The organism is Phenylobacterium sp. J426 (assembly GCF_024699945.1).
GTDB lineage: Bacteria > Pseudomonadota > Alphaproteobacteria > Caulobacterales > Caulobacteraceae > Phenylobacterium.
In genome coordinates this window covers 1-24,029 of the sequence record NZ_JAJOMY010000003.1, presented here as the reverse complement: position 1 = coordinate 24,029, position 24,029 = coordinate 1, and the positions used below count along the sequence as shown (strand labels likewise).

The 24,029-nt window shown below is 65.5% G+C and carries 17 protein-coding genes and 5 pseudogenes; 12 read left to right on the top strand and 10 right to left on the bottom strand.

All coding sequences use genetic code 11. The annotated features are described in order from the left end of the window. The first annotated feature begins 339 nt into the window (after positions 1–339). The gene (locus tag LRS10_RS23460; protein ID WP_156449536.1) at positions 340–501 is read left to right on the top strand and encodes a hypothetical protein; all 162 of its coding nucleotides are present in this window, start codon (positions 340–342) and stop codon (positions 499–501) included. A 195-nt stretch (positions 502–696) separates the two neighbouring features. On the opposite strand, the gene LRS10_RS23455 is transcribed toward LRS10_RS23460, so the two are convergent. Beyond that, positions 697–1,302, bottom strand: a complete 606-nt coding sequence (locus tag LRS10_RS23455; RefSeq protein WP_257839573.1) for a nuclear transport factor 2 family protein — start codon at positions 1,300–1,302, stop codon at positions 697–699. Beyond that, positions 1,274–3,373, bottom strand: a complete 2,100-nt coding sequence (locus LRS10_RS23450; RefSeq protein WP_257839572.1) for a TonB-dependent receptor — start codon at positions 3,371–3,373, stop codon at positions 1,274–1,276. Before LRS10_RS23450 ends, LRS10_RS23455 begins: the two co-directional genes overlap by 29 nt. 36 nt (positions 3,374–3,409) lie before the next feature. Here LRS10_RS23450 and LRS10_RS23445 point away from each other — a divergent pair, with 36 nt between their 5' ends. The 3 genes from LRS10_RS23445 (at position 3,410) to LRS10_RS23435 (ending at position 5,902) form a co-directional block, all read left to right on the top strand. Continuing rightward, positions 3,410–4,693, top strand: a complete 1,284-nt coding sequence (locus tag LRS10_RS23445) for a type III polyketide synthase (RefSeq protein ID WP_257839571.1) — start codon at positions 3,410–3,412, stop codon at positions 4,691–4,693. Beyond that, complete coding sequence (locus LRS10_RS23440) at positions 4,690–5,181, top strand: isoprenylcysteine carboxyl methyltransferase family protein (RefSeq protein WP_066686105.1); 492 nt, start codon at positions 4,690–4,692, stop codon at positions 5,179–5,181. The genes LRS10_RS23445 and LRS10_RS23440 overlap by 4 nt, the downstream gene beginning before the upstream one ends. A 223-nt stretch (positions 5,182–5,404) precedes the next feature. Beyond that, entirely contained in the window at positions 5,405–5,902 is a 498-nt protein-coding gene (locus LRS10_RS23435; protein ID WP_257839570.1) for a DUF305 domain-containing protein, read from the top strand. 57 nt (positions 5,903–5,959) lie between these two features. Here the strand turns inward: LRS10_RS23435 and LRS10_RS23430 are convergent, their stop codons facing one another. The 3 genes from LRS10_RS23430 to LRS10_RS23420 are packed head-to-tail and all read right to left on the bottom strand — an operon-like array spanning position 5,960 to position 7,897. Then, positions 5,960–6,601, bottom strand: coding sequence for an FTR1 family protein (locus LRS10_RS23430; RefSeq protein ID WP_257839569.1), 642 nt, complete (start codon positions 6,599–6,601; stop codon positions 5,960–5,962). Then, positions 6,534–6,824: an FTR1 family protein gene (locus LRS10_RS23425; RefSeq protein WP_257839568.1), complete on the bottom strand. Its 291-nt coding sequence runs from the start codon at positions 6,822–6,824 to the stop codon at positions 6,534–6,536. Before LRS10_RS23425 ends, LRS10_RS23430 begins: the two co-directional genes overlap by 68 nt. After that, positions 6,821–7,897 carry a c-type cytochrome gene (locus LRS10_RS23420; RefSeq protein ID WP_257839567.1) on the bottom strand — a complete coding sequence of 359 codons (1,077 nt, stop codon included), beginning with the start codon at positions 7,895–7,897 and terminating at the stop codon, positions 6,821–6,823. Before LRS10_RS23420 ends, LRS10_RS23425 begins: the two co-directional genes overlap by 4 nt. Before the next feature lie 928 nt (positions 7,898–8,825). Between LRS10_RS23420 and LRS10_RS23415 the strand changes: the two are divergent. Beyond that, positions 8,826–10,286, top strand: a pseudogene (locus LRS10_RS23415) (TonB-dependent receptor); the annotation flags it as partial. Positions 10,287–10,314: 28 nt separating this feature from the next. After that, positions 10,315–11,004, top strand: coding sequence for a TonB-dependent siderophore receptor (locus tag LRS10_RS23410; RefSeq protein ID WP_257839566.1), 690 nt, complete (start codon positions 10,315–10,317; stop codon positions 11,002–11,004). A gap of 509 nt (positions 11,005–11,513) precedes the next feature. Here the strand turns inward: LRS10_RS23410 and LRS10_RS23405 are convergent. Then, positions 11,514–11,618 (bottom strand): annotated as a pseudogene (locus LRS10_RS23405) (copper resistance protein CopC); the annotation flags it as partial. Between the two features lie 371 nt (positions 11,619–11,989). Beyond that, a complete protein-coding gene (locus tag LRS10_RS23400) occupies positions 11,990–12,223 on the bottom strand; it encodes a hypothetical protein (RefSeq protein ID WP_257839565.1) in 234 nt (77 codons plus the stop codon). Positions 12,224–12,816: 593 nt separating this feature from the next. Between LRS10_RS23400 and LRS10_RS23395 the strand changes: the two genes are divergently transcribed. The 3 genes and pseudogenes from LRS10_RS23395 (at position 12,817) to LRS10_RS23385 (ending at position 18,168) form a co-directional block, all read left to right on the top strand. Next, entirely contained in the window at positions 12,817–13,734 is a 918-nt protein-coding gene (locus LRS10_RS23395; RefSeq protein ID WP_374571528.1) for a TolC family protein, read from the top strand. Continuing rightward, positions 13,734–15,000 (top strand): annotated as a pseudogene (locus LRS10_RS23390) (efflux RND transporter periplasmic adaptor subunit). The gene LRS10_RS23395 and the pseudogene LRS10_RS23390 overlap by 1 nt, the downstream one beginning before the upstream one ends. 14 nt (positions 15,001–15,014) lie before the next feature. Then, a pseudogene (locus tag LRS10_RS23385) lies at positions 15,015–18,168 on the top strand (efflux RND transporter permease subunit). A gap of 309 nt (positions 18,169–18,477) precedes the next feature. On the opposite strand, the gene LRS10_RS23380 reads toward LRS10_RS23385, so the two are convergent. Next, positions 18,478–18,762, bottom strand: coding sequence for a hypothetical protein (locus LRS10_RS23380; RefSeq protein ID WP_257839563.1), 285 nt, complete (start codon positions 18,760–18,762; stop codon positions 18,478–18,480). Positions 18,763–19,182: 420 nt separating this feature from the next. Here LRS10_RS23380 and LRS10_RS23375 point away from each other — a divergent pair, with 420 nt between their 5' ends. The 3 genes and pseudogenes from LRS10_RS23375 to LRS10_RS23365 all read left to right on the top strand — a co-directional run bounded on the left by LRS10_RS23375 (position 19,183) and on the right by LRS10_RS23365 (position 21,782). Then, entirely contained in the window at positions 19,183–19,314 is a 132-nt protein-coding gene (locus LRS10_RS23375; protein WP_257839562.1) for a hypothetical protein, read from the top strand. 182 nt (positions 19,315–19,496) lie between these two features. Beyond that, positions 19,497–21,029 (top strand): annotated as a pseudogene (gene istA, locus LRS10_RS23370) (IS21 family transposase). Positions 21,030–21,038: 9 nt separating this feature from the next. Further along, entirely contained in the window at positions 21,039–21,782 is a 744-nt protein-coding gene (locus LRS10_RS23365; protein WP_257839561.1) for an ATP-binding protein, read from the top strand. 919 nt (positions 21,783–22,701) lie between these two features. On the opposite strand, the gene LRS10_RS23360 is transcribed toward LRS10_RS23365, so the two are convergent. Continuing rightward, positions 22,702–22,752 carry a hypothetical protein gene (locus LRS10_RS23360; protein ID WP_257839675.1) on the bottom strand — a complete coding sequence of 17 codons (51 nt, stop codon included), beginning with the start codon at positions 22,750–22,752 and terminating at the stop codon, positions 22,702–22,704. An 837-nt stretch (positions 22,753–23,589) separates the two neighbouring features. Then, a complete protein-coding gene (locus LRS10_RS23355) occupies positions 23,590–23,757 on the bottom strand; it encodes a hypothetical protein (RefSeq protein WP_257839560.1) in 168 nt (55 codons plus the stop codon). Between the last annotated feature and the right edge of the window lie 272 nt (positions 23,758–24,029).

The window sequence follows — 24,029 nt, the reverse complement described above, 5'->3', positions numbered from 1 at the left end:
CGGCCCCGTTGATGGGCAGGGATTGGGCTGCCACTTCCTCAACAGACCACTTGCCTGCTTGCAGGGCCAACCATGGTGTCGCCGCTGAAGGGCTGGTGTAAATGGACGCCACGAGGGCTGAAACGCGAAACGTCGGCGCGCTCCCGCTGTGATAGCGCCGCATCGCTAGAGATTGGCGAGGACCTGAAGGCGTGCCTGACCTGCTTGTGGGCACGTGGAGGCATGCTCTTCTGCCAAGACGCGCACCATGAATAGTGGGGGCCATTCACTGTTTCTTCAGTGCGCTCCCGCTAGCGATTTCTGAGCTCAGCAAGAGCACAACGAGGAAGGAACATTCCGATGAACGTCTCCGCCGCAAGCGCCGTGAATTCTGCCGCCCTGGCGCAGGCCGCTCGGGCGCCGCAGCAAACCCAGCCGCCGGCCAAGCCTGAGACGAGCCACGCCACTGGCGAGACCTCGCACAATAGCAAGCCTGCGGGCACGCTCGACATCAAGGTCTAGCACGACCCACGTCGGGCTCTGAGATTTGACCGGGAGTGATGCGCGAGCGTCAATACTCCCGGTCGGGTCGAGCAACCGGGACCGCGCCGCCTTCAGAGGCTCACGATCCAGGCTGGTTCTTCGCGTCTGCGACGCGGACAGGCAGAATTTGACGCGCACAAGCGCCGGCTCCCGCCGCCCGTCGGCACTTTCCGATCAATCCGGGAGCGGACGTTGCTTCACTCCCACAGCATGGAGGCGCGCTCGGGTCGCTCTCAGGGCCCTTGAGGACAGGTGAAGCTGTGCGATGCGCCAGGCGCCGGCGCTTCGCACCAGGACGGCCGTGCTCACCCCGCGCCGTTCGATGACGCCTTGGCGGCCCTTGGCGCGGATGACGTAGCCGTGCTCCTCGCGGGCCCACGCCACCTCGCCCAGCACCTGAATGTCCACCTTGCGATTCTTGATCTCGAAACTGTCGAATGCGGCGAGCTCCGGCCCGAGATGATGGTTCAGGTATTGACCGATCGGCCCCTCGTAACGCCCGCCTTCGAGGACGGCGGCGTCCGGGGTGAAGAGCCGCGCCAACTCTCTAACCTCGCGTTGCTCCAGGGCGGTCGTGAACGCGTCGAGGACGTTGCGAACCTCGGCCGCCGGCGCCCTGCGCCGCCTGTGTCTGCGCCGAAGCCGGAGCGGCGATGGCCAAGATCGCGAACGCGGCGAAATGGTGATGTTGCATCTGTTTTTCTCGAAACCCAAAGATCCCCCTCCGCCGAGGGCGGAGGGGGCAAGAAGCCTAGAACCGGCGCACGAGCTGCACACCATATTGCCGCGGCTCTCCGTAGACGGCGAGCGGCAGGGCCGGGTTCGAGACTCCGGTGGCGTCGGTTCCGACGGTCTTGTAGGTCGCGTACCGCTCGTCGGTAAGATTGCGGCCGAACACGGCCACCTCCCAGACATCGCCGGCCGTTGCAAAGGTCGCCCGGGCGTTCAGCAGCGTGTACGGCTCGCCCGAAAACTGGCGCAGGTTGTTCGGCTTGAATTGGACGCGATCACGCCAGGCGATGTCGCCCCGCAGGGTCAGGCTGTGCCCGTCGACGAACTCCCACCGGTACTGTGCGGCCCCTGTGAAGTTCCACCGCGGCGCGTTCGGCAGGATGTTCCCGGCCAGACTGACCCCATTGTCGAAGAAGCGGTCGTACTCAGCGTCGAGGTAGGCCGCCGTCGCGTTCAGGTCGAGGCCGCGGACGGGCCTCACCGTGACCTCCAGCTCGCCGCCCTTCAGGGTGGCCTTGCCGGCGTTGGTGGTGGTGGCCACCCCGTTGATGTACTCAACCACCTGCAGGTCGGTATAGTCGTAGTAGAAGACGCTGAGGTTCGCCCGGACACGGCGGTCCCAGAACATGGACTTCACCCCGCCCTCGTAGCTCCAGATATACTCCGGCCGGAACGGCCGGCCGTCCCCAAGTTGGAAGCCTCCCGACTTAAAGCCGCGCGTGATGGAGGCGTAGGCCATCACGTCTTCACTGACGTCGTACTGAATCCCGACTTTCGGGGTCCATGCACGCCAGGACGCCTTGGCCGCTTCACCGCCCACATCGGTCCCTCCGGAAAGGACGCGGTAAGCGAAATCCTTTTCCTCGTAGCTATAACGGGCGCCGCCGGTGAGCCGGAGCCGATCGGTCAGCCGGAACGTGGCCTGGCCGTAGGCCGCCAGCGCATTGGTGACGTTGCTTTCGGGCAGGCCGAGGGTGCGGGCGGGCTCCAGGATCTGCAGCTGGTCGCGGGCCTTTTCGCGCAGGTAGAAGGCGCCGACGATCCATTCCAGGCGCTCAGGCTCGTTGTTGCTAAGCTGCAGCTCCTGCGTGAAGGAGCGCGACCGTTCGTAGAGGGTGATGTTGCGTAGGAAGAGGTCCGTCGCATCTACGTCGAGAACCTGGTTGACCGTGCTGCCGCGATAGGCAGTGATCGACTTCAGGGTCACGGGAGCCGTCACGTACGTAGCGGTCGCCGAGACGCCGCCGTTCTCCACGTTGTTGCGCGGTCGCGTGTCGAGGATCAGCTCGTCCTCGCCGCGCGGGATGGTCGCGCCGGCCCGCGCGAAGTCCGCCGGGTAGCTTTGGCGAATGGACGGATAGCCCGTCTCGCGGTCGCGGCCATAGTCGGCGCGCAGCGTCAGATCGAAGTTTTCGGCGAGGTCGATTGCGAGCGTGGCGCGCGCGGCGAAACGGTCGATGTCCTGGTATTTTTCGCCTGTCTTCGGATTGTCGTAGATGCCGTCGCGATCGTTCTTGAGGACGGTCAGGCGGCCGCGGATGCGCTCGCCAAGCGGCCCGGACACGGAGCCGGAGAATGTCCGTCGATCGTAGTTGCCTACCGTCGCGCTGAGTATCCCTTCCAACTCAGACGTGGGCGCCCGCGAGGTGATGTTCAGCGTGCCGCCGGCGGAGTTGCGTCCGAACAGAACGCCCTGGGGACCACGGAGCAGTTCGATGCGCTCCACGTCGAACATGTCCTGGTAACTAGTGGTCGGCCTCGGAATATAGACGCCGTCGTAGTGGACCGTCGAACTCGGGTCGGTGGCGACACCGAAGGCCGAGGTGCCGATGCCTCGGATGTTCACGATCGCCATCGAGTCGTTGGTGATGGTGACACCCGGCGTAAAGACCTGCAGATCCTCGAGGGTGGAGACCCCGAGCGCGCGAAGGGTCTCGCCGGTGACCGCCGTGACGGCGACCGGCGTGTCCTGCAGATTTGTCTCGCGCTTCTCTGCTGTGACGACCACCTCTTCCAGAGCTTCAGGAGCGGTGGACTGAGCGAACCCGGGCGCGGGCGCCAGGGCGAGCACTGTGAACATCGCGGACGCGCCGCGAAGTGCAAAACGATTGGAACGCATGAAACCTCTCCATATCTAAGGGATATACGTACAACCGTGCTTCTCCCCCTCAGAACCACACAACAAAGTTGCCATACCGAGTATTCGAACGCCGAGCCACCCTCCAATCTGGGCCTACGCAACGGCTTGCTTGCGCAGTCCTCCGGCGTCGATTTGCGAAGACGGTGTCTGCGATCATCGGTCACTTCGGGAACCCTGCGAGCTGCGATCTGTTTGCCTAATCCGTCGTCGAGGTCGGACGACGTCATGCGCAGGATTCCACAGTTCATGCCGCCTCCCGTGGCCCTCTTGTCGCTCGCAACGGCGTCCCCGCCTAACGTGCTGGCGCAAGCGCAAGTGGAGCAGGCGGCGCGAGACCTGTTTTACGATAAGTTTCCGCAGTTCGAGCGTATGGCTCCGGTCTTCACCTCGGCCGGCGTTCGTACCCGGCAGGTGATCCGGCCGATCGAATGGTACTTCGAGCCCCGGGGCTGGCCCGAACGCACCGAAGCTTACCTCGATGGCGCGACGGACCTGTTCGTGCAGGCGGCCTCCGCGGCGCTGGCCGAGGCGGGGCTCGCCGGCCCCGACGTCGACGTCATCGTCACGGTGTCGTCTACGGGGATCGCGACGCCCAGTCTGGAGGCGCGCGCGATGGAGCGCATGAAATTCCGACCCGACGCCGCCCGTGTGCCGGTCTTTGGTCTCGGCTGCGCCGGCGGCGCGACCGGTCTTGCTCTGGCCGCCAAACTCGCGGCGGCGACTCCAGGCGCCATCGTCCTCTTCGTCACCGTCGAGCTTTGTTCCCTTGCGTTCCGGCTGGACAACCTCAGCAAGGCCGACATCGTGGCCACGGCGCTGTTCGGCGATGGCGCTGCAGCCTGCGTGGTCCGGGCCGGGGAGGGCGGTTTCGCCCAGGTGACTGGGATCGCCGAGCATACCTGGCCCGCCACGCTCGATGTCATGGGGTGGCGGGTCGAGCCGACGGGCCTCGGGGTGATCTTCGCACGCGCGATCCCGCCATTCGCCAAAACCAATCTGCGGCCAGCCATGGCGTCGATGTTGGGCGGCCAGAATCTAGAGGTCGAGGACATAGACCGGTTCATCTGCCATCCCGGCGGCGTGAAAGTGATCGAGGCGCTGGAGCTTTCGCTGTCGATCCCGCAGGGCGGCCTGGATCGAGAACGCGAGGTCTTGGCTGACCATGGCAATATGTCCGCCCCGACCGCGCTGTTCGTCCTCGACCGCGTTCGGCGCTCTGGCATGCCGCCGCGCTCGGTTCTCACGGCGTTGGGACCAGGCTTCACCGCGAGCACCGTCACCCTGGATCGCGCGGCGTGACCCTGTCCGTCACGGTCCTGGCCCTCGTGACCCTGCAACGGATCGCCGAGCTTCTCCTTGCCCGCCGGAACTCCGCAAGGCTCCTGGCCAGAGGCGGCGTCGAGATGGGGTCTGGTCACTATCCTATCGTGGTCTCCTTGCACGCCGCCTGGCTGATCGGTCTTTGGATGATGGCCTGGGACCGGCCGGTCGCGCCGCTTTGGCTGAGCCTCTTCTTGCTCCTGCAACTGTTGCGGATCTGGGTCATCGCAACGCTGGGAGATCGCTGGACCACCCGGATCATTGTACTTCCCGGCGCACCCCTGGTGAGGCGCGGACCCTATCGCGTCCTGTCCCACCCGAACTATGCCGTCGTTGTCGCCGAGATTGCGGTGCTGCCGATCGCCTTCGGCTTGCCGACCTACGCCCTGATATTCTCCGCCTTGAACGCCGCCATGCTTTGGGTGCGCATACGTGCTGAGAACCGCGCACTGGCCAGGCTGACATAGGCTGCCTACGATCGCCGCTTGTTGTCGACCTCATCGGCGTACAGCCGATCGCGATCGATTAGAGCCTGCGATCGCAACTCTTCCGACGATCCCTTTGCCACCACGTGCGCGTGTGGAGTCTAAAGCTGGGCCTTGTGATTGAACTCTTCCGATAATGCCGCGTTGTAGCCGCACATCTACGGCGAAGCCACAATCTAGAAATTGAGCGCGATAGGAGAGGGACGTGCGGACAGAACATAAGATCGAAGGATCAATGGATCGCCAGATGATACAGCATCACTATATGATGCTCGCGCTCAATCTCGCCTTGAGCCTCGTCATCATGTATATTGCAATGTTCGCGATGATCTCGAGCTGGGGAGAGTTCGTCCAGAACATCAACTTCTTCTACATGGCGCTGGTGATGTGGGCGCCGATGGCCGCAGTGATGCTGCTGACGATGAAGTCGATGTATCGCAACACCAAACTCAATGTTGGCCTATACGTCGTCTTTGCCGCCGTATTCGTTCTTTCGTTGGCAGGAATTCGCGCCCAAGGGTTTGTCGGCGACCGACAGTTCGTTCGCTCCATGATACCCCACCACTCCGGCGCGATTTTGATGTGCGGCCAGGCGTCGATCAAGGACGCTGAGATCCGTCAACTGTGCTTCGGCCCTAGTGGGATCGTGGAGTCCCAGAAGCGCGAAATCGCGCAGATGAAGGCCATTCTAAAGCGCCTTTAGCCAGAAGCCTCCGACTGCTTCTGCTCTGATCCGGCCGCCTCACGGTGGCCAACGTCCCTAGGCCCGCGCCGCGGCCTGGGCCCGCCGGCCCGCCGCCCGGAAGCCGACCAGGACCGCGGTCAGCGTCAGAATCTGAGCCAGGAGCCCTTCCCAGGTCGGGAACACGCCGAGCACCTCGATTCGAGGCAGGTGGGGGAAGGGGCGCACGCCCAGTATCCCAGCCTCCTGCAGTCCCGCCACGCCTTTCCCTGCGAGCACCACGGCCAGCACGGCGATGAGGACCGAGCTATAGGAGAAGAACTGCGCGATGGGCAGGCGCTTGCTATAGCTCAGCAGCGCCCAGGCGATCCCCGCCAGACAGATGACCGCCAGGCTCGCCCCTGACACCATCGCGAGCTGACCTCCCTGGCTCCAAAGGGCGGCGTAGAAGAGGATGGTCTCGAACACTTCCCGGTAGACGACGACGAAGGCCAGCAGGAACAGGAACCAGGCCGACCGCTTCGAGAGCGCCGAAGACAGCTTGTCGCGAATATAGGCCTGCCACGCGCCCGCCTGCGCCTTTCCATGCATCCACACGCCCACCGAGATTAGCACGATCGCGGAGACCAGCGAGCCGAAGCCCTCGGTGAGTTCACGGCTCGCCCCGCTGATCGAGATGAGGTAGGTCGCCGCCGCCCAGGTAAGTCCCCCCTGCCGCAAGTGCGGCGATCCAGCCGCCATGGACATAGGGCAGCACATCCTGACGCTCGGTCTTGCGCAGGAAGGCGATCATCGCGATCACGATCAGAAGCGCCTCGACTCCTTCGCGCAACAGAATGGTGAAGGCGCCGAGGAAGCTCGAGGCGGCGCTGGCTTGCTCTGGGGCGAGCGCGCCAGCGGCCTTATCGAACAATGCGTTGAGCTCACCGACCTGCGCGGTCACTTCGGCCGACGCGGCGCGCCGCGGGCAAGGCTCGCCCGGAGCTCGCCCATTGTCGCCTCGACTTTGGCCATCAGGGCGCCGTCGCGCACCCGAAGCAGAGGTTCGACAGGCTCGAATCCGTCAAGATAGGCGGACAGCGACAGCTCCTCTGCCCGCTTGCGGTCGCCCGCCTGGTAGGCCGCCAGGCTGTCGGCGAGTTTGCGGCGCGCGACGTCCAGCCCGCCATTCGACTTGGGCGCTACAGCCTCGGGATGGCGGCGCAAATAAGCCATGAGCTGGGTGGCCTGCGGCTCGCCCACGCGAGCGGCCAATGCTGCAGGCGTGGTCTGGGTCAGGACTTGCAGGTCGGGGACTACGGCTGGCAACTGCGGCTCGGCGCGCCAAGCCTGCTCGCCGGCGCGCTCGTCGTCTCGCGAGTAGGCAAAGCTCCCCACATAGTAGGCGACGGCCCAGCGGTCTTCAGACGGGAGGTGGGCGAAGCTCGCCATGGCCGTGCCGTCGAGCCCCTGTCCGATCACCTGGTAGAGGCCGAAGAGACTCCGCTCCTTTGCGCGCGCCACGTCGGTGAAGGCGATTGGCGGCGGCTCAAGCTCTTTCGCGTTCGGGCCGTCACCCCTACCGGCGGCGCCATGGCAGGACGCGCACTGCTCGGCGTACAGGGCCGCGCCCTTTGTGAGGTCTGGCGCCTCCTGCGGCGCGAGCGGCACGGGGTAGGCCTTCAGGAGATCCGTCGCGAGGGTCCGGGCTCGTCGCGCCACGTCCGCAGGCTCGGCCCGTTGATCGACCGATGCAACGAGCGCGTTTGCCTCCGCAAGGAGCTGCGGCTTAGCGGGACTGGCCGGCAGGGTCACAATACGGCTGCGTACGGAGGCGGAGAATTCCCGCATCTCCGCATACTCGGCCTCGCTGATGATGCTGCCCTTGGAGACTGCGCCCGGGTAATCCACGGCGATATAGTCCAAGAGGCGCCAAGCGACCTCCGCCGAAGGGGGCGCGTTCTGTGCCATGACGGTGTCGGGTAGTTGGGCGGTTCCGACAAAGGCAACTGCAAGAAGGAGGCGTGCGAGCGCCAACATCGAAGTGTCCTGGGGATTCATGAGAATAAATCTCAACAACAAGATACATGCTCAAGTCGCTTGAGAATCAAGAGCGCTCCCGCGAGCTGGGAAAAACGCAGCCGAAAGGTTCTTGCGGCCCAGCCATCGGATCCTTCGGCGCTGCATAACATCGGCCCGGTCGCCACGAACACCGACCGGTCGGAAGCCGCGATCCAAGGCGCCAGTTCAGTCATCACACGGCCATCCTGATGGCCTGGCCGGCATCTATCGCGTCACCTTCCACAAGCTTGAGCGCAGGCGGGTGTCTCTTATCGCGCGGCACTGACAGTTGCACTTTGCGGCTACAATCAAAATGTCTACGCCGGTTAGAGATGTCGCTGAGTTCGCCGACTAGAGGCCGGCCGAAGGGCAGGCGCGCAGCCCTCAGCTAGCGCAGCGACCGCCCGCCCGGCCGGCCGGCGCACGGGCGATCCGCCGAAAAGCTTGTTCGAGCGCGCCGGCAGGCGCGCGAGCACGTAGCTCAGTCCAGTCCGAACATGTGAGCCGGCTGGTCACGACGCCTCGGCGCCTTCGACGTGCGCTTCGCCGGCGGCGGGGTGTCCTGGTATCCTCCATTCGCTCGTGCTTACCGCTATGACCGCGGCCGCCGCGCGTCTGCTTTTGGCCGGCCCCCCGCTCCGGCGCTGAGACCCTGCTCGCGGTTGTATTGTCCTTCGTTGGCTTGGTTGGCTTCACCTGGAGCGTGGCGGCCTACCTGCGATGCCGAGGCATCATCGTGCGGATTTGACATCTGGACGCTCACCCGGCGCGCCTGTGGGGGCGCGGCTCGAACTACCAGCCGTGCGCCCCGACCTCTCCAGCTACATTCACGCTTGACTAGCTCCGCAGGGTACGATTGAGAACTATTCGCAGTCGCAATTGAGCGCGGGGGATTCGGCTATGAGTGGAGTGGCGGAGGGGCGGGGGTCATCGGCGTGTGGCTCTGCTGGCGGCGACGTCGGCAGTCTGTTGGACCGGGGTGGCGCAGGCCGACGCGGCCTCTGACGCAAATACCCTCAGCGGTGTCACGGTGACCGCTCAAGCCCGCGAGCAGGAATCCAAGACCAGCTACAAGGTGACGGGAAGCACCACGGGGACACGGACGGACACCGCGCTGATCGACGTTCCGCAGGCTGTCACCGTCGTCTCGATCAAACAGATCAACGACCAGGCGGCGGGCAATATCGGCGAGGCGATCCGATACGTTCCGGGCGTCTTCTCAGCGCAAGGGGAGGGCAACCGGGAGACTCTGGTGTTCCGCGGCAATGCCACCACGGGCGACTTCTTCGTCGATGGCGTGCGCGATGACGTCCAGACCTATCGCGATCTCTACAACATCGAAAGGCTCGAGATCTTCAGGGGTCCCAACGCGATGATCTTCGGGCGCGGCGGCATCGGCGGCGTCGTCAATCGGGTGACGAAGGTCGCCGGCTGGCAGTCCGTTCGCGAGCTCCGCCTCGAAGCGGGCGGCTACGACCACAAGCGAATCAGCGGCGACCTTGGACTTCCCGTGAATGACCGCGTGGCTGTCCGTATCATTGGCGTCTATCAGGACAGCGGTAGCTATCGTGACGGAGTCAACTATGAGCGCTGGGGTGTAAATCCGACGGGGTCGTTCCGGCTCGGCGACGCCACCGAGGTGCAGATCGGTTATGAGCATTTCGAAGACAACCGCATCGCCGATCGTGGTGTGCCTGCGCAGTTCCGCGGGGCCGGCCTGGCGGTGACCAAACCGCTGAAGACTCCGCGGGGCCAGTTCTTCGGCGATCCATCCAACAGCCCCACGTGGACCGACACCGACGCGGCGAACATCTTCATCGAGCACAGGTTCAGCGGCAACGTGTCGATCAGAAATCGCACGCGCTGGGCGAACTATGACAAATTCTACCAAAACGTTTTCCCGGGCGAAGTGAACGCCGCCCAGACGACGGTGTCCCTTTCGGCCTACAACAACGCGATGGAGCGCAAGAACTTCATCAGCCAGACCGATCTGACCCTGACGTTCAACACCGGGACGATCGAACACCTGGTGCTGGCCGGTGCGGAATACGGGCACCAGATCACCGATAACCGTCGCTTCGAAGGGCGCTTCGCCGGCAACGCCGCCTCGGTCACCGTGCCGATCTCCGCCTCTAACGTCCGGCTTCCCTTGACGTGGACGCAGACTGCGTCGAGCGGCGACAACAAGGGTGTCGCGACGGTCAAGGCCGGCTACGTCCAGGACCAGATCGGCCTCACCGAGGCCCTCAAATTGGTGCTGGGCGTTCGCTACGAGGACTTCCGCACGCGCGTGACCGACCGGCGCGTGGTTGGCTTCCCGGCCGGGCAGCAGCGGCAATTCGATGTGACCGACACGCTCTGGTCCCCGCGAGTGGGGGGTGATCTGGAAGCCGGTGCAGAACGCATCGATCTATGCCGGCTATTCGAAGACCTACCAGCCGCGTGGCGGCGACCAGCTCACCAGCCTATCGATCAGCAATCAAAACCTAGATCCCGAGACATTCCAGAACTACGAGCTCGGCGCGAAGTGGGACATCAACCCGTCTTTCAATGTAACTGCGGCGGTCTTCCAGCTGGACCGCGATAACGTGCTGGCGCTCTCCGATCCCAGCAATGCGGCGTCGCCCACCGTGCCGATCGGCAAGCAGCGCACGCGAGGCGTGGAGCTGAGCGCGGCGGGCGAATTGAATGAGCAGCTGAGCTTCGTCGCGGCTTACACCCTGTCCAACGGCGAGTTCCTCGACAACGTCTCGGGCACCGTCCGGGCCGGTAACAACCTGCCGAACATGCCCAAGCACAGCGCCTCACTTTGGAGCCGGTACGAGGTGACGCCGAAACTGGGTGTCGCGCTCGGGGCGATCTACCAAGGCAAGCGCTACGCCTCGACGGACAATCTGGTGGTGATGCCCGGGTTCACCCGTCTAGATGCGGCTGTGTTCTATGACGTCACCGACCAGATCACGGCCCAGGTGAACGTCGAGAATCTGCTGGACAAGCGCTACTTCCTCTACGCCAACAGCAACAACAATATCACCCCGGGCTCGCCGACAGCAGTGAAAGTGGGGCTGACGGCGCGCTTCTAGTTTCTCTCTTGTAGGTTCCAGCCCAGGTGCAACGGGGCGGGGGTGGTCATAGATCTTGGACATGCGTGGCCCCTCCGTGGCCGCGCCATGACCCATCCAGGCGAAGGTCGCGGTCGCGACGGTCCCAAGCGCGGCCGCGACGACCCAACTGGCGCGCGCCGGCCTCAGCATCATGGCCAGTATTGCGGCCAGGAAGGCGACGCCCGCCCGGAGAATTCCCGCCTTGCCGAGATCCTTGCTCGTCATCACCGCGCCGAGCGCTTCGGGTTTAAGGCCTTCCACCATCGATCCGGCCAGCACGCTGGCCTGGGCGGCGATCCACAGCAGCGTCGCGAGCGCCAGCAGCGCGCCGGCGCTCGCCAGCAGCCTGCGGGCCCAGGGCGCCTCCGCGGCGGAGCCGGGACCTGCGGAGGGGAGGGGCATAGATAAAGAAGAGCGACGATCCCATGAGGAACATCGCTCCCGCGTACTGCACCAGCCTGAGGACGATCACCGCAGGCTCGAGCACGTCAGCCGACCTTGAAGGCCCCTTCGCCGGTCATCTTGTGGCCGTCGGCCGAGGCGGCAGACCAGACGATCTTATAGGCGCCCGTTGTCAGCACGCTCACGGGCGTACCGGCCTGCTGGCTGTTGACCTACAGTCGCCGGCGGCCTCGGCGCGGCGCTGGGTATGTCCGCGACCTCGTGGCGCTGGCTCTAATCTGGCTCGCCGGGGTGGTCATTGGTCTGAAGGTATGGCCGGCGCGCGATCCCGATCAGCTCGCGCATACTCACACCGAACTGCCCTCTGACCATCCTCATTGGCGTGAGGATTCCCGGGCCGTCGGGCGGTCCGAACACGTACATGCTTTCGTCATTGATGATCTCCACCATCAGTGGCCGAGAATGGGCGTCTAGTCGCATGTCACTGTTCTTGCACCCGCAGGCTGCGCAACCTAGTAACGCCTGCCAGGAGTTCTGAGTGGTAGCGCTGCGAGCCAGAAAGCTAAGGACGTTCCTCGCTACGCTTTGCGTGGCGTTGACGGCCGTGCTTGTCTCTCAGGCGCCGATCGCGACCCTGGACCAAGCCCAGCACAGCTTGTCGATAGACCATCCGGCCGTCTCCCTGGCCGGTCAGGTATACTTCGACCAAGACGATCACGGCGCCGATCACGACCACGAACCGCAGGCCGAGGCTCCGGCTGATGGCGCTGGAGACGCCCCGGCCCATCATCACCACAGCGACGGGCCCCAGGTCTCCCTGCTTCCTCGAGCGGACGCTGTGCCGGCGGTCGAAGGCCAGTCCCTGGTGCTCCGTGCGCCAAATGACGCTCCGCCGGCCGCCGGCATGATCTTTGGGCTAGAACGCCCTCCCAAGATGCCTCTCGAAGTCTTCGCCTGACATAGCGCGGCGATCAGGCCGCGCGCGCCTGATCCCCCATGCTTCGAGAGACAGATGTCATTCAGATTCCAACGTCGCGCGAGCTCGCGGCTTGGGCTGGCGTTCGCCGCCACCCTCATCCTAGGCCTCAGCGCGCCCGCTGCCGCGCGAGCGCAAGCCGAGCCGCCCGCTCTCAGCCTGTCGGAGGCGCTCGCCAGGGCTTTCGCGGCTGATCCGACCATTGCCGGCTCCGAGGCCCGCTTGGCGGCCGCCGAAGCTAATCTGCGGCAAGCGGGGGTGAGGCCGAATCCCACCCTCGGTTTGGACCTGGAGAATTTCGCGGGCACCGGCGCCTATTCACTCCTGGATCGCACCGAGGCGACGCTCAGCTATCAGCAGACGCTTGAGCGCGGGGGAAGCGCGAGGCCCGGACGGGACGCGCGCGGGCTGAGATCGAGGCCGCGCGGCTGCGACGCCAAGTCCGCACACTGGACGTCCTTCGTGACGTGCAGGTCGCTTACGCAGAGGCGGCGGCGGCCGAAGCGGAGCTTTTGATCACCGAGGCCAGGCTCATCGCCGCTCGCCAAGCCCAGGCGGACATCGACCGGCGCGTGAAGAGCGCCCGCGATCCGCTCTTCGCCGGCTCGCGCGCCGACATGATGACGGCTCAGGCGGAGATCGCACGCGATCAGGCTCGGGACCGCGCCCACAACGCTCGGGCGGCGCTTGCACGGTTCTGGAGCGGCCAGCCTGACTTCCGTCTGGCTTTAGAGCCATTCTTCGACGCCAAAGCTCCCGTCGTTCCTTCCATGTTCACCACGCCGGACTTCGCCCTGCTTGAAGCCGAGCGGAATATTGCGCTCGCCAATATCCGGGTGGAGCAGGCGCGCGCTGTGCCTGATCCAACTCTACGCGCTGGAGTCCGCTACTTGGGCGATGGCGCGAACGTGGCCTTTGTGGTGGGCGGAACAATCCCGCTGCGGCGCAACGACACCAATCGGGCGGCTATCGAGCGCGCCCAGGCCGAGCGAACGGCTGCTGAGGCGGACATCGCCGCGGCTCGTCTGACGCGAGAGCGCGAGATCGCTCAGCTGACCGTACGTATTTCGGCGGCCGCGGCCGAGGCGGAACGCATCCGGGCGGAAGTCATCCCACCTGCCATCAGGTCGGTCGAGCAGGTGCGTGAAGGCTTCAACCGCGGAGGGTTCCAGTACCTCGATGTGACCGAGGCCGAGCGAGCTTTGGCCGAGGCCAGGGCTCGGCGCGTCAGCGTGCTGCGGCAGTACCACGTCGAGCGGGCCGCCCTGGACCGTCTCACCGGCCGCCACGCTGGGATCTCGTCTTCAACCTCGAACGCGGAGCGTCGCTGATGAACGCCTATGCACTCAATCGGCTGTCGCGCCTTGCGCTCCTGATCACGGCCGCCGCTCTCCTCGCAGCCTGTGGGGATGGGAAACAGACGCCGGCGGAGGGAGCCGAGCACGGCGCAGCCGCGGCCGCAGACTACGAGCGCGGGCCTCACCGCGGCCGCATGCTTCGGGACGGAGACTTCGCCGTCGAGATGACCATCTTCGAAGAGGGCGTGGATCCGGAGTTTCACGTCTACGCCTACCGCAAAGACAAGCCGATCGATCCCCGGCAAGTCCAGCTCACCGTCGAACTCGCCCGCCTGGGCGGCCGGGTTGATCAGTTCGCCTTCGCGCCTCAGTCCGACTACCTCCGCGGCAATGGCGTGGTCACCGAGCCCCACTCATTCGACGTGAAGGTCCGCGCAGTCGAGGGGGGCCGAACCCATCAATGGGCCTACCCCTCCTATGAAGGCCGCACCACCATCTCCGCGGAGGCGGCGCAGGCTGGCGGGGTGAAGACCGAGCGCGCGGGTCCCGTGCTGCTGGCCGAGCTCGTCGATATGGCGGGGCGGGTCGAGATTACTCCGGAAGGAGAGGGGGGACGTCCGCGCCTGGTACCCTGGCCGGATCATGGCCATGACCGGCCAGCTGGGACAGCAGGTCCGCAAGGGGCAGGTCCTGGCCCGTGTCGAGTCGAGCCAGAGCCTGCAGACCTACGCCATCCCGGCCCCGATCGGCGGCGTCATCGTCCAGAAGAACGCCAATGTCGGCGATGTGGCTTCCGACCAGGCGCTGTTCGTCATCGCCGACCCCACCAAGCTGCACGCGGAATTCTTCGTCTATCCGCGCGACGCCGAGCGCGTCCGCGTCGGCCAAAAGGTGGAGGTGCGCACTCTCTCGGGCGAAAGCCGCCTCGTAGCGCCTGTAGAGGCCATTCTGCCGACCGCTGACATGTCCAGTCAGACCCTGATGGCGCACGTTCACCTGCCGCCAAGCGCCGCAGCCACTTTCCGCCCGGGTATGGGCGTCGAGGGCTCGTTCCAGGTGGCGACCCAGCAAGCCCCATTGGCCGTGCGCACCAAGGCCCTCCAGCGGTTCAGGGACTTCACCGTCGTCTTCGCGAAGGTCGGGAATACCTACGAGGTGCGGATGCTGGAACTGGGACGCAGCACCCCTGAATGGACCGAGGTCCTCGGGGGCCTCGAGCCCGGAACCGAGTACGTCACCGATGGCGCCTTCCTCATCCGCGCGGACATCGACAAGTCCGGCGCGAGCCACGATCACTAGAAGCGGATCAGAACATGCTTGAACGCATCGTCGCGCTCTCGATCCGCTATCGCTGGATCGTCCTTGCGCTCGTGCTCCTCAGCGCCGCAATCGGCGTCTGGAGCTTTCAACGTCTGCCCATCGACGCCACGCCTGATATCACCAATGTCCAGGTGCAGATCAACACCGAGGCGCCAGGCTTCTCACCCTTGGGAATCCGAACAACGGATCACCTTCCCGGTCGAGACGGCGATCGCAGGGATTCCGGGCCTGCAATACACTCGCTCGATCTCGCGCTATGGCCTGAGCCAGGTGACGGTCGTCTTCAAAGACGGGACCGACATCTACTTCGCGCGCCAGCTGGTCAACGAACGGCTGCAGGGCGCGCGCAGCCAACTGCCGGAGGGCCTGACGCCCGAGTTGGGTCCGATCGCCACGGGGCTCGGCGAGATCTTCATGTACACCCTGGAGGCCCGTCCCGGGTGGCGCAAACCGGACGGCAGCGCCTATACGCCTGAGGACCTGCGGACTTTGCAGGACTGGGTCATCAGACCTCAGTTGCGCAACACCCCCGGCGTCACCGAGGTCAACACCATCGGTGGCTTCGAGCGGCAGTATCACGTCACCCCGCTTCCGGAACGGCTATCGGCCTACGGCTTGACCATTGGTGACGTGGTCTCAGCCCTGGGCGCCAACAACGCCAACGTCGGCGCGGGCTATGTGGAGCGCTACGGCGAACAGTACCTCGTGCGCGTGCCCGGGCAGGCGGCTGGGCTCAAGGATCTGCGCGGCATCATCGTCAGCAATCGCGGCGGCGTGCCCATCCGGGTCGGCGACGTCGCCGACGTCGGCATGGGCGAGGAGCTGCGCACAGGGGCGGCGACCGAGAATGGCCGAGAGGTAGTGCTGGGCACGGTCTTCATGCTGGTGGGCGAGAACAGCCGCACCGTTGCGCGCGCGGCCGCGGAACGCCTCGAGGAGGCGGCTAAGGCCCTTCCGCCCGGCGTGACCGCTCAGGCGGTCTACGACCGCACAGACCTGGTGGATCGCGCCATTGCGACGGTCGAGAAGAACCTCCTCGAAGGGGCTCTACTCGTGATCGTGGTGCTCTTCCTGCTGCTCGGCAATTTCCGTGCGGCTCTGATCACCGCGGCCATCATTCCCCCTGTCCATGCTGCTGACCATCACCGGGATGGTGCAGACGCGGGTCTCCGGGAATCTCATGAGCCTCGGCGCCCTCGACTTCGGCCTGATCGTCGATGGCGCGGTGATCATCGTCGAGAACTGCCTGCGTCGGTTTGGCGAGGCTCAGCACAGGCTTGGGCGTTTGCTCACCCGCGAGGAACGCTTCGAGCTCACCGCGAGCGCGACCGACGAAGTGATCCGCCCCTCGCTCTTCGGCGTCCTGATCATCACGCTTGTCTATGTGCCGATCTTCGCCCTGACGGGAGTGGAGGGTAAGATGTTCCATCCCATGGCCATCACCGTGGTGATCGCCCTGACCGCAGCCATGGTCCTCTCCCTGACCTTCGTGCCGGCCGCCGTTGCGCTCTTCGTCGCCGGCAGGGTCGAGGAGAAGGAGAGTCCCGTCATGCGGCGCGCGCGGCGGGTGTACCAACCCGCTCTGGACGCGGCGCTGCGCCTCCGCACAGCCTTCGTCGCGGGGGCCGTCGTTCTCGTCGTGATCGCTGGCTTTGCAGCGAGCCGCATGGGGTCGGAGTTCGTCCCGAACCTCGATGAAGGGGATATCGCCCTCCACGCCCTGCGGATCCCCGGCACCAGCCTGACGCAGGCGGTCCAGATGCAGTCGGCGCTTGAGGCCCGTCTAAAGCGCTTTCCGGAGGTAGAGCGCGTCGTTGCCAAACTGGGTACAGCGGAGGTGGCTACTGATCCGATGCCGCCGTCGGTCGCCGACACCTTCGTCATGCTGAAGGATCGGAAGGACTGGCCCGACCCCCGCAAGCCCCGCGCGGAGTTGTTGGCCGAGCTCCAGGCGGCCGTGGTTACGATCCCCGGCAACAACTATGAGTTCACCCAGCCCATCCAGATGCGCTTCAACGAACTCCTGTCAGGCGTTCGCGCTGACGTTGCTGTGAAGGTCTTCGGCGACGACCTCGACGTGCTGCTTTCGATCGGCGAGGCGGTCGGCTCTGTGGTGGAGGGGATCGAAGGCGCTCAGGATGTCGGGGTAGAGCAGATTACCGGACTTCCGGTGCTGCAGATCACGCCTGATCGCGCCGCCCTCGCCCGGCTTGGGCTGAACGTGGAGGATGTCCAGGACGTGGTCGCCGCTTCGATCGGCGGCGCGGTCGCAGGCCAGATCTTCGAGGGCGACCGCCGGTTCGACGTCATTGTCCGGTTGCCGGAGGACATTCGCCGCAACGTCGATGAGATCGGTCGGCTCCAGATCCCGTTGCCGGCGGCGGAAGGCGCGCCCCGCGGCTTCGTCCCATTGCAGGACGTGGCCAAGATCGAAGTCGAGATCGGGCCCAACCAGATCAGCCGCGAGGACGGCAAGCGCCGTGTCGTGGTGACAGCGAACGTCCGCGGGCGCGACCTTGGCTCCTTCATCACCGAGGTTCAGCAGAAGGTGGGAGTCGAAGTCGAGCTCCCTAGCGGCTACTGGGTCAGCTATGGCGGCACGTTCGAGCAGCTGATTTCGGCGGCCAAGCGCCTTCAGCTCGTCGTACCCGCCGCCCTGCTGCTGATCTTCGGCCTGCTCTTTGCGCTGTTCCGCTCGGTGAAGGACGCCGCCATCGTCTTTTCAGGCGTGCCGCTGGCGTTGACGGGCGGGGTAGCCGCCCTTCTCCTGCGGGGTTGCCCCTCTCCATCTCCGCCGGCGTCGGCTTCATCGCGCTCTCCGGTGTGGCCGTCCTGAACGGCGTCGTGATGGTGAGCTTCATCCGTAACCTCCTGGCCGAGGGTAGAGGACTAGACGAAGCGATCCGCGAAGGCGCCCTGACCAGGCTGCGCCCTGTGTTAATGACGGCCTTGGTGGCGAGCCTCGGTTTTGTGCCAATGGCGTTTAACGTGGGAGCGGGGGCCGAAGTCCAACGTCCGCTCGCGACCGTCGTGATTGGCGGGATTATCTCCTCGACACTGCTCACCTTGCTGGTCCTGCCCTCGCTCTATCGCCTGGTGCATGGCACCGGTGAGCGTCGACGGCTGGCTGTCGAGGCGACCGCGTGAAGCGCCTCGGCATCCAACTGAACTCGAATCCCATATCGAGTAGAAGCCTGTGCGGCCAAGCAAAGCCGAGACCACGCAATCCGACTGTTGGTCGACCGGGTGGCAGCTCCCAGGGGCCTCGAAGGGCCGCCGGTGTCGCTGATACCAAGTTTCGCGAGTGAAGTTCCCTGGCGCCACTGACTCCAAACGTGCGACGCGGATCCAATTGCTGGCAGGTTGACACTCAAAACGCGAGAACGCGGTTCGCAGCCCAAATGGAGTCAGGTCGTCTGGGCAGTTCAACCGAGCGAGGGACTCATATCGCCCAACTCAGAGCGCGGCTGACATGCTGTTCCGAACGATATCGCAGTCAAGTTCACGGATCAGGTACTTGCCACGTTCTAGAGTCGTCTGATCGTGGGCCCCTAGAACCCATTCGATGGCCAGAGCGCACAAGCGTTGCTGCTGCGCCCGCTCGGCCTGCCTCCAAGGCTGTGCAGCTACGAACGCCGCTCCGCCAATTTGCAGAATTCCCACGGCAAGGAGTCCGGACCAGAAGATCGCCGCGCTCGGCAGGCGCAGACTGAGTTTAGGCTGCATCTTCGTCTCCCACATGCGCTCCGTAGGACGGTACATCGGGGGCGTGCGCGTGTCCTACTACGCCACAGCCGTAGTCACCGCGATCATCCCTCCCGTGGTCGAAGATGATGCCACCTTGAAGGCTGTAAGCGGGGCCGTGCAGATGTCTGGCGGACAAGCAGATGACGAGCATCAGTGAGGGCCTACGCCAGCGACGCCGCCGGTACAGCATTACCGCCGCCGTTCTTATTGATGAACCAGCTGGCGAAGGCCTGCTCCTGCGTTGGTGCCGAGCGGGTGGGCATGCCTCGCCTGAAGTGAGGTGAGCGCACTCTTTGCGGTGTTTCCGGCCACGCGAGGCATGCACATACCTTGCTTCGCAGGTCGGAGCGGACTCTCGCATATTCCCTCTGCGGCCGAGCGCGATTGCGATCACTACCTGAAGCGGAGGAGACTGTGACGGTCGTGCAATACCACGCTTACAGATTGAATCCTGCCGGACGTATCGTCAGCGGCGACTGGATCGATGCGGCGGACGATGATGCAGCCAAGGCGGTCGCGCGCGAGTTGTGTGCGGATCCGACGTGATCGCGCCCGCCGTTCCGATTTGATGCCGCCCACCATTCCGAAGTGATCCCGCCCACCGTTCCGGGATAACGCCGCCCAGGATCCGGGATGATCCCGCCCAGGCGGCCCGGCGGTCCAGGCCTTCGCCGACGCTAGGCTCTCCTCCTTTCGAGGAGAGGCCGATGCCGACGGAGAGGATTGCGATGCGCCGCGTGCGCGAGATGTTGAGGCTGCGCCTGGACGCCGGGCTTGGCGGGCGGGAGATCGCCCGCCGGATGGGGATCGCCCCGTCGACGTTCCGCGAGATGACGCGGCGCTTCGAAGAATCCGGTCTCGCCTGGCCGTTGCCGTTGGATCTGACGGACAGCGAGCTGGAAGACCGGCTCTACGGCGAGAGCAGGACAAAGCAGGGCTTCCGTCGGCGCGCCGAGCCGGACTGGGCGGCGCTCAACCGCGAGCTGAAGAAGAAGCACGTCACCCTGCAGATCCTGTGGGACGAGTACATCGAGGCTTATCCGGACGGCTATCGCTACAGCCGATTTTGCGAGCTCTACCGCAGCTGGGAAGCCCGCCTGCCGGTGACGATGCGCCAGACGCATCTTGGCGGCGACAAGCTCTTCGTCGACTACGCCGGCGACACCGTGCCGGTGATCATCGACCGCCGCAGCGGCAAGACACAGCCGGCGCACATCTTCGTCGGGGTGCTGGGCGCCTCCAGCCTGACCTTCGCCTGCGCCACCTGGAGCGAGAAGCTCCCCGACTGGGTCGACGGCCACGTGCAGGCCTTCGCCTTCTTCGGCGGCGCGCCGCGGCTGCTGGTGCCGGACAACCCCAAAGTGGCGATCATCAAGGCCTGCCTCTACGACCCGCAGGTCAATCGCACCTACGGCGAGCTGGCCGCCCACTACGACACCGCGGTGCTGCCGGCGCGGCCCAGGCGGCCGCGGGACAAGGCCAAGGTGGAAGCCGCAGTGCGGATCGCCGAGCGTTGGCTGCTCGGCAAGCTGCGCCATCGACGCTTCTACAGCCTGGCCGAGGTGAACGCCGCCCTGGGCGAGCTGCTGGTCTGGCTCAACGAGCAGCAGGTCCGGCGTTATCAGCGCCGCACCCGTCGCCAGCTCTTCGCGGAGATCGACGCCCCGCGGCTTAAAGCCCTGCCGGCCGAGCCCTATGCCCTCGCCGAATGGCGCGTGCGCAAGGTGGGGCTGGACTACCACGTCGACGTCGACGGCCACTTCTACTCCGTCCCCCTACCGTCACGCCCGCGAGACGGTGGAGGTGCGGCTCACCGCCCGCGCCGTGGAGATCTTCCTGCACGGCGAGCGCATCGCCGCCCACCTGCGTGGCTCCGGCGACGGCAAACACACCACGCTCAGCGAGCACATGCCGGCCAGCCACCGCCGCTACAGCGACTGGACCATCGAGCGGATCCTGAGCGAGGCGCGGGCCTGCGGCCCTTCCGTGGCGCTGCTCTGCCAGGTGATCCTCGAGCACCGGCCGCACCCCGAACAGGGCTTCCGCACCACGATGGGGATCGTGCGCCTGGCCAAGGTCTACGGCGTCGCGCGCCTGGAGGCGGCCTGCGAGCGCGCCCTGCTGGTGAGCGCGCGCAGCTACGGCGCGGTCAAATCCATCCTCGACAACCGGCTCGACGGCCAACCGGTCCGGCGGCGCGACGGCGAGCCGGCGGCGCCGTCGCCCACCCCAACATCCGCGGCTCAACCTACTACCACTGAGGAGATCTGATGCTGACCCATCCCACCTTCGACCAGCTCAACGTCCTGGGCCTCCAAGGCATGGCCAAGGCCTTCCGCGAACTGCTCGACAACCCCGAAGCCGGCGGCCTGGGACATGCCGACTGGCTGGCGCTGCTGCTGGACCGTGAAACCGTGCACCGACAGGACAAGCGTCTCGGCGCCCGGCTCCGCCATGCGCGGCTGCGCCACCACGCCGTCCCGGAAGACATCGACTACCGCGCCCCCCGCGGACTGGACCGCGGCGTCCTCACGACGCTGCTCAAAAGCCACTGGATCGACGCGGCCGAGAACCTGGTGATCTGCGGCCCGACCGGGGTGGGCAAGAGCTGGATCTCCTGCGCGCTCGGCCACAAAGCCTGCCGCGACAACCGCTCGGTGCTCTACGTCCGCGTCCCCAAGCTCTTCGACGAGCTGGCGCTGGCGCACGGCGACGGCAGCATCGGCCGCCGCTTCAAGAGCCTGGGCGCCGTGCAACTGCTGATCCTGGACGACTGGGGCCTGGAGCCGCTCGACGCCCAGGCACGTCACGACCTGCTCGAGATCCCTCGAGGACCGTTACGGCCGGCGCTCCACCATCGTCACCAGCCAACTACCGGTCTCGGCCTGGCACACACCGTCATCGGCGAGGCCACCTACGCCGACGCCATCCTCGACCGGCTCGTCCACAACGCCCACCGCCTGGACCTCAGCGGCGACTCCCTGCGCCGCCCGAAACCCGCCGATCAGGCTTGACCAGCCGGCCGAACCCCAGACAGATGAAACCTGTCGATGAAGGCTGTGCCGCTGGGCGGCATCAGATCGGAACAGCGGGCGAGATCATCTCGGAATAGCTGGGCGGCATCGTCGGATCCGCAAGTTGTGCGACACCAGCAACGCCGAACGTCGAACTTTGGCAGGGGTACGACGTGCATTGCCGTGTTGCTCTGCGACGAGCCTGTTGCCGCCTGAGGCGCGGTCGCCGTCAATCTTGGCGGCCCGCCCGTGCCGCATTGACCGGCGGTGTTCGGTACCTTTCGAGGAAGGCCGCGAGCGCGGCGCTCTGCTCCCGCTGAACATATCGTCGAAGTGCAAGAGGCAATATTGTAGACGCCACCTCCAGGTGAGCGCCAGCCATGAGCGGGACCTCGACTAGAATGCCTCCCACTCAGAACTGGCGGCCACGAAGAGCCTTGCGGAAGCCGCCGTTACGACGGAGGGTCGATCACCGACTTCAGAGCCACGACGCGGCCGTAGGCGAGGGTGCCGCTCTGAGCGCCAGGGAGCCGGTGGCGCGCCGCCGACTTCGAAGCGGCTGATCAGGCGCGTCATCTCTCGGGTATCCTACGCCAAGCTGTGGCTGGCGGCGGTGGACTGTTCCCACCATCGCCGCGTTCTGCTGGGTCGCCTGATCCATCTGGTTGACGGCGGTGTTCACCTGCTGGAGCCCCGTGGACTGCTCCTGAGCCGAGGCCGCGATCTCCGTGACCGCGGTGTTGATTTCCCACAACCTGGGCCACGATCCCGCCTCAAAGCCAGGCAGACGGTCAGCCCCACCCAGGCTGACGCCTTCCGTACACCTGACTGGTCGAGGCGGTGCATCCAGCGTCTTGATTTCCCTTCGCGGCGTCCGCGGAACGCTGGGCCAGCGCCCGGACTTCAGAGGCGACGGCGGCTAACCCTTGCCGGCGTCGCCTGCCCGGGCGGCTTCCACGCCCGCGTTCAGGGCCAGCAGATTGGTCTGGAAGGCGATCGTCGATCACGCCGATGATCTGGCTGATCTCGCTTGAGGAGCGTTCGATCGCCCATGGCGTAGTGATCGCCTCGCGCACGACTTCGCCAGACTGCCTGGGCCCTCGTCGCCCGGTGCTGGACACGACCTGCTGGGCGTGTTTCGCCCCTCCGCCGTGGTCCGCACGGCGTGTGATCATGGTCCAACGCGGCGGCGGTCTCCTCAAAAAGCGGGGCCGCCTGCTGCTATAGCCTGGACTTCGAGCGAGGTCGTCGAAGGCGCAGCGATCTCGTCGGTGCCCCGACCGGATGCCGTGGGGCCGCGTCGTTGATGGCGCGCATGGCCTGTTGCAGCGTCTCCATGGCGCTGTTGTAATCAGAGCGCAACTGCTCGTACTCCGGCGGGAACGAGGTTTCGAGCCGGCGCGTGGGCGCCCGGCGGCAAGGGCCGCCAAGCCCTCGCCGATGCTCTGTACCGCGTTCACGCGGGGCAATCGGCGGAGGCGAACTTCACCACCTTCATCACGCGGCCATCCATGTCGAAGATCGGATTGCGGGAGGCGCTGATCCACACCTCCCACCGTTCTTGCCGAAAGCTGGAACTCGGCGGCGCATTTTACAAACTCGCAGGCGTTCGGCCTGCGCCGGAAGACGGCGTACTCGGAAGATTCGGCGTGGGCGGCATCGACGAAGCATCCGATGCCCCGACCCCGGGATCTCCCTCAAGGCTGGAGCCCACGACAGGGAACGCCTCGTTGGCCGTGATGATCGTACTCATCCGTCTCAAACTCGATGATCGCCTGGGCGAGGGGAGATGGCGTTCAGCTTGCCCTCAGACTCCGCATTCGCGCAGCTTGACCTCGGTGATGTCCGTGGCCGCTTTCGACGCCCACGACCTTCCAGCGCCGTTGCGTACCGGATTGTAGCTCGCCTGGATCCAGACTTCGCGGACACCCTTTCCGATCCGCTTGTATTCGCGCGCGTCGAACTCGCCGTCCACTCAACTTCTTCCAGAGCGCCTTGTAGTCCGCCGACCGGGCGTATTCCGGCTACACGAGACATACTGTGGTGCCGACCGATGATCTCGAGGCCTCATGGCCGATCGCCAAGCAGAAGTTGGTGTTGGCCGCCAGGATCCCGGTCGTGTCGAACTGAATGATGGCGAGCGATCGATCCAACGCAGCTAAACAGCGCCGGGCGGAGGCGTTCGACATCTTGCGTCCGAGCATTTGCTTGGTCCCCACACGCGGCGTCAGGCACTATCGCCGGACC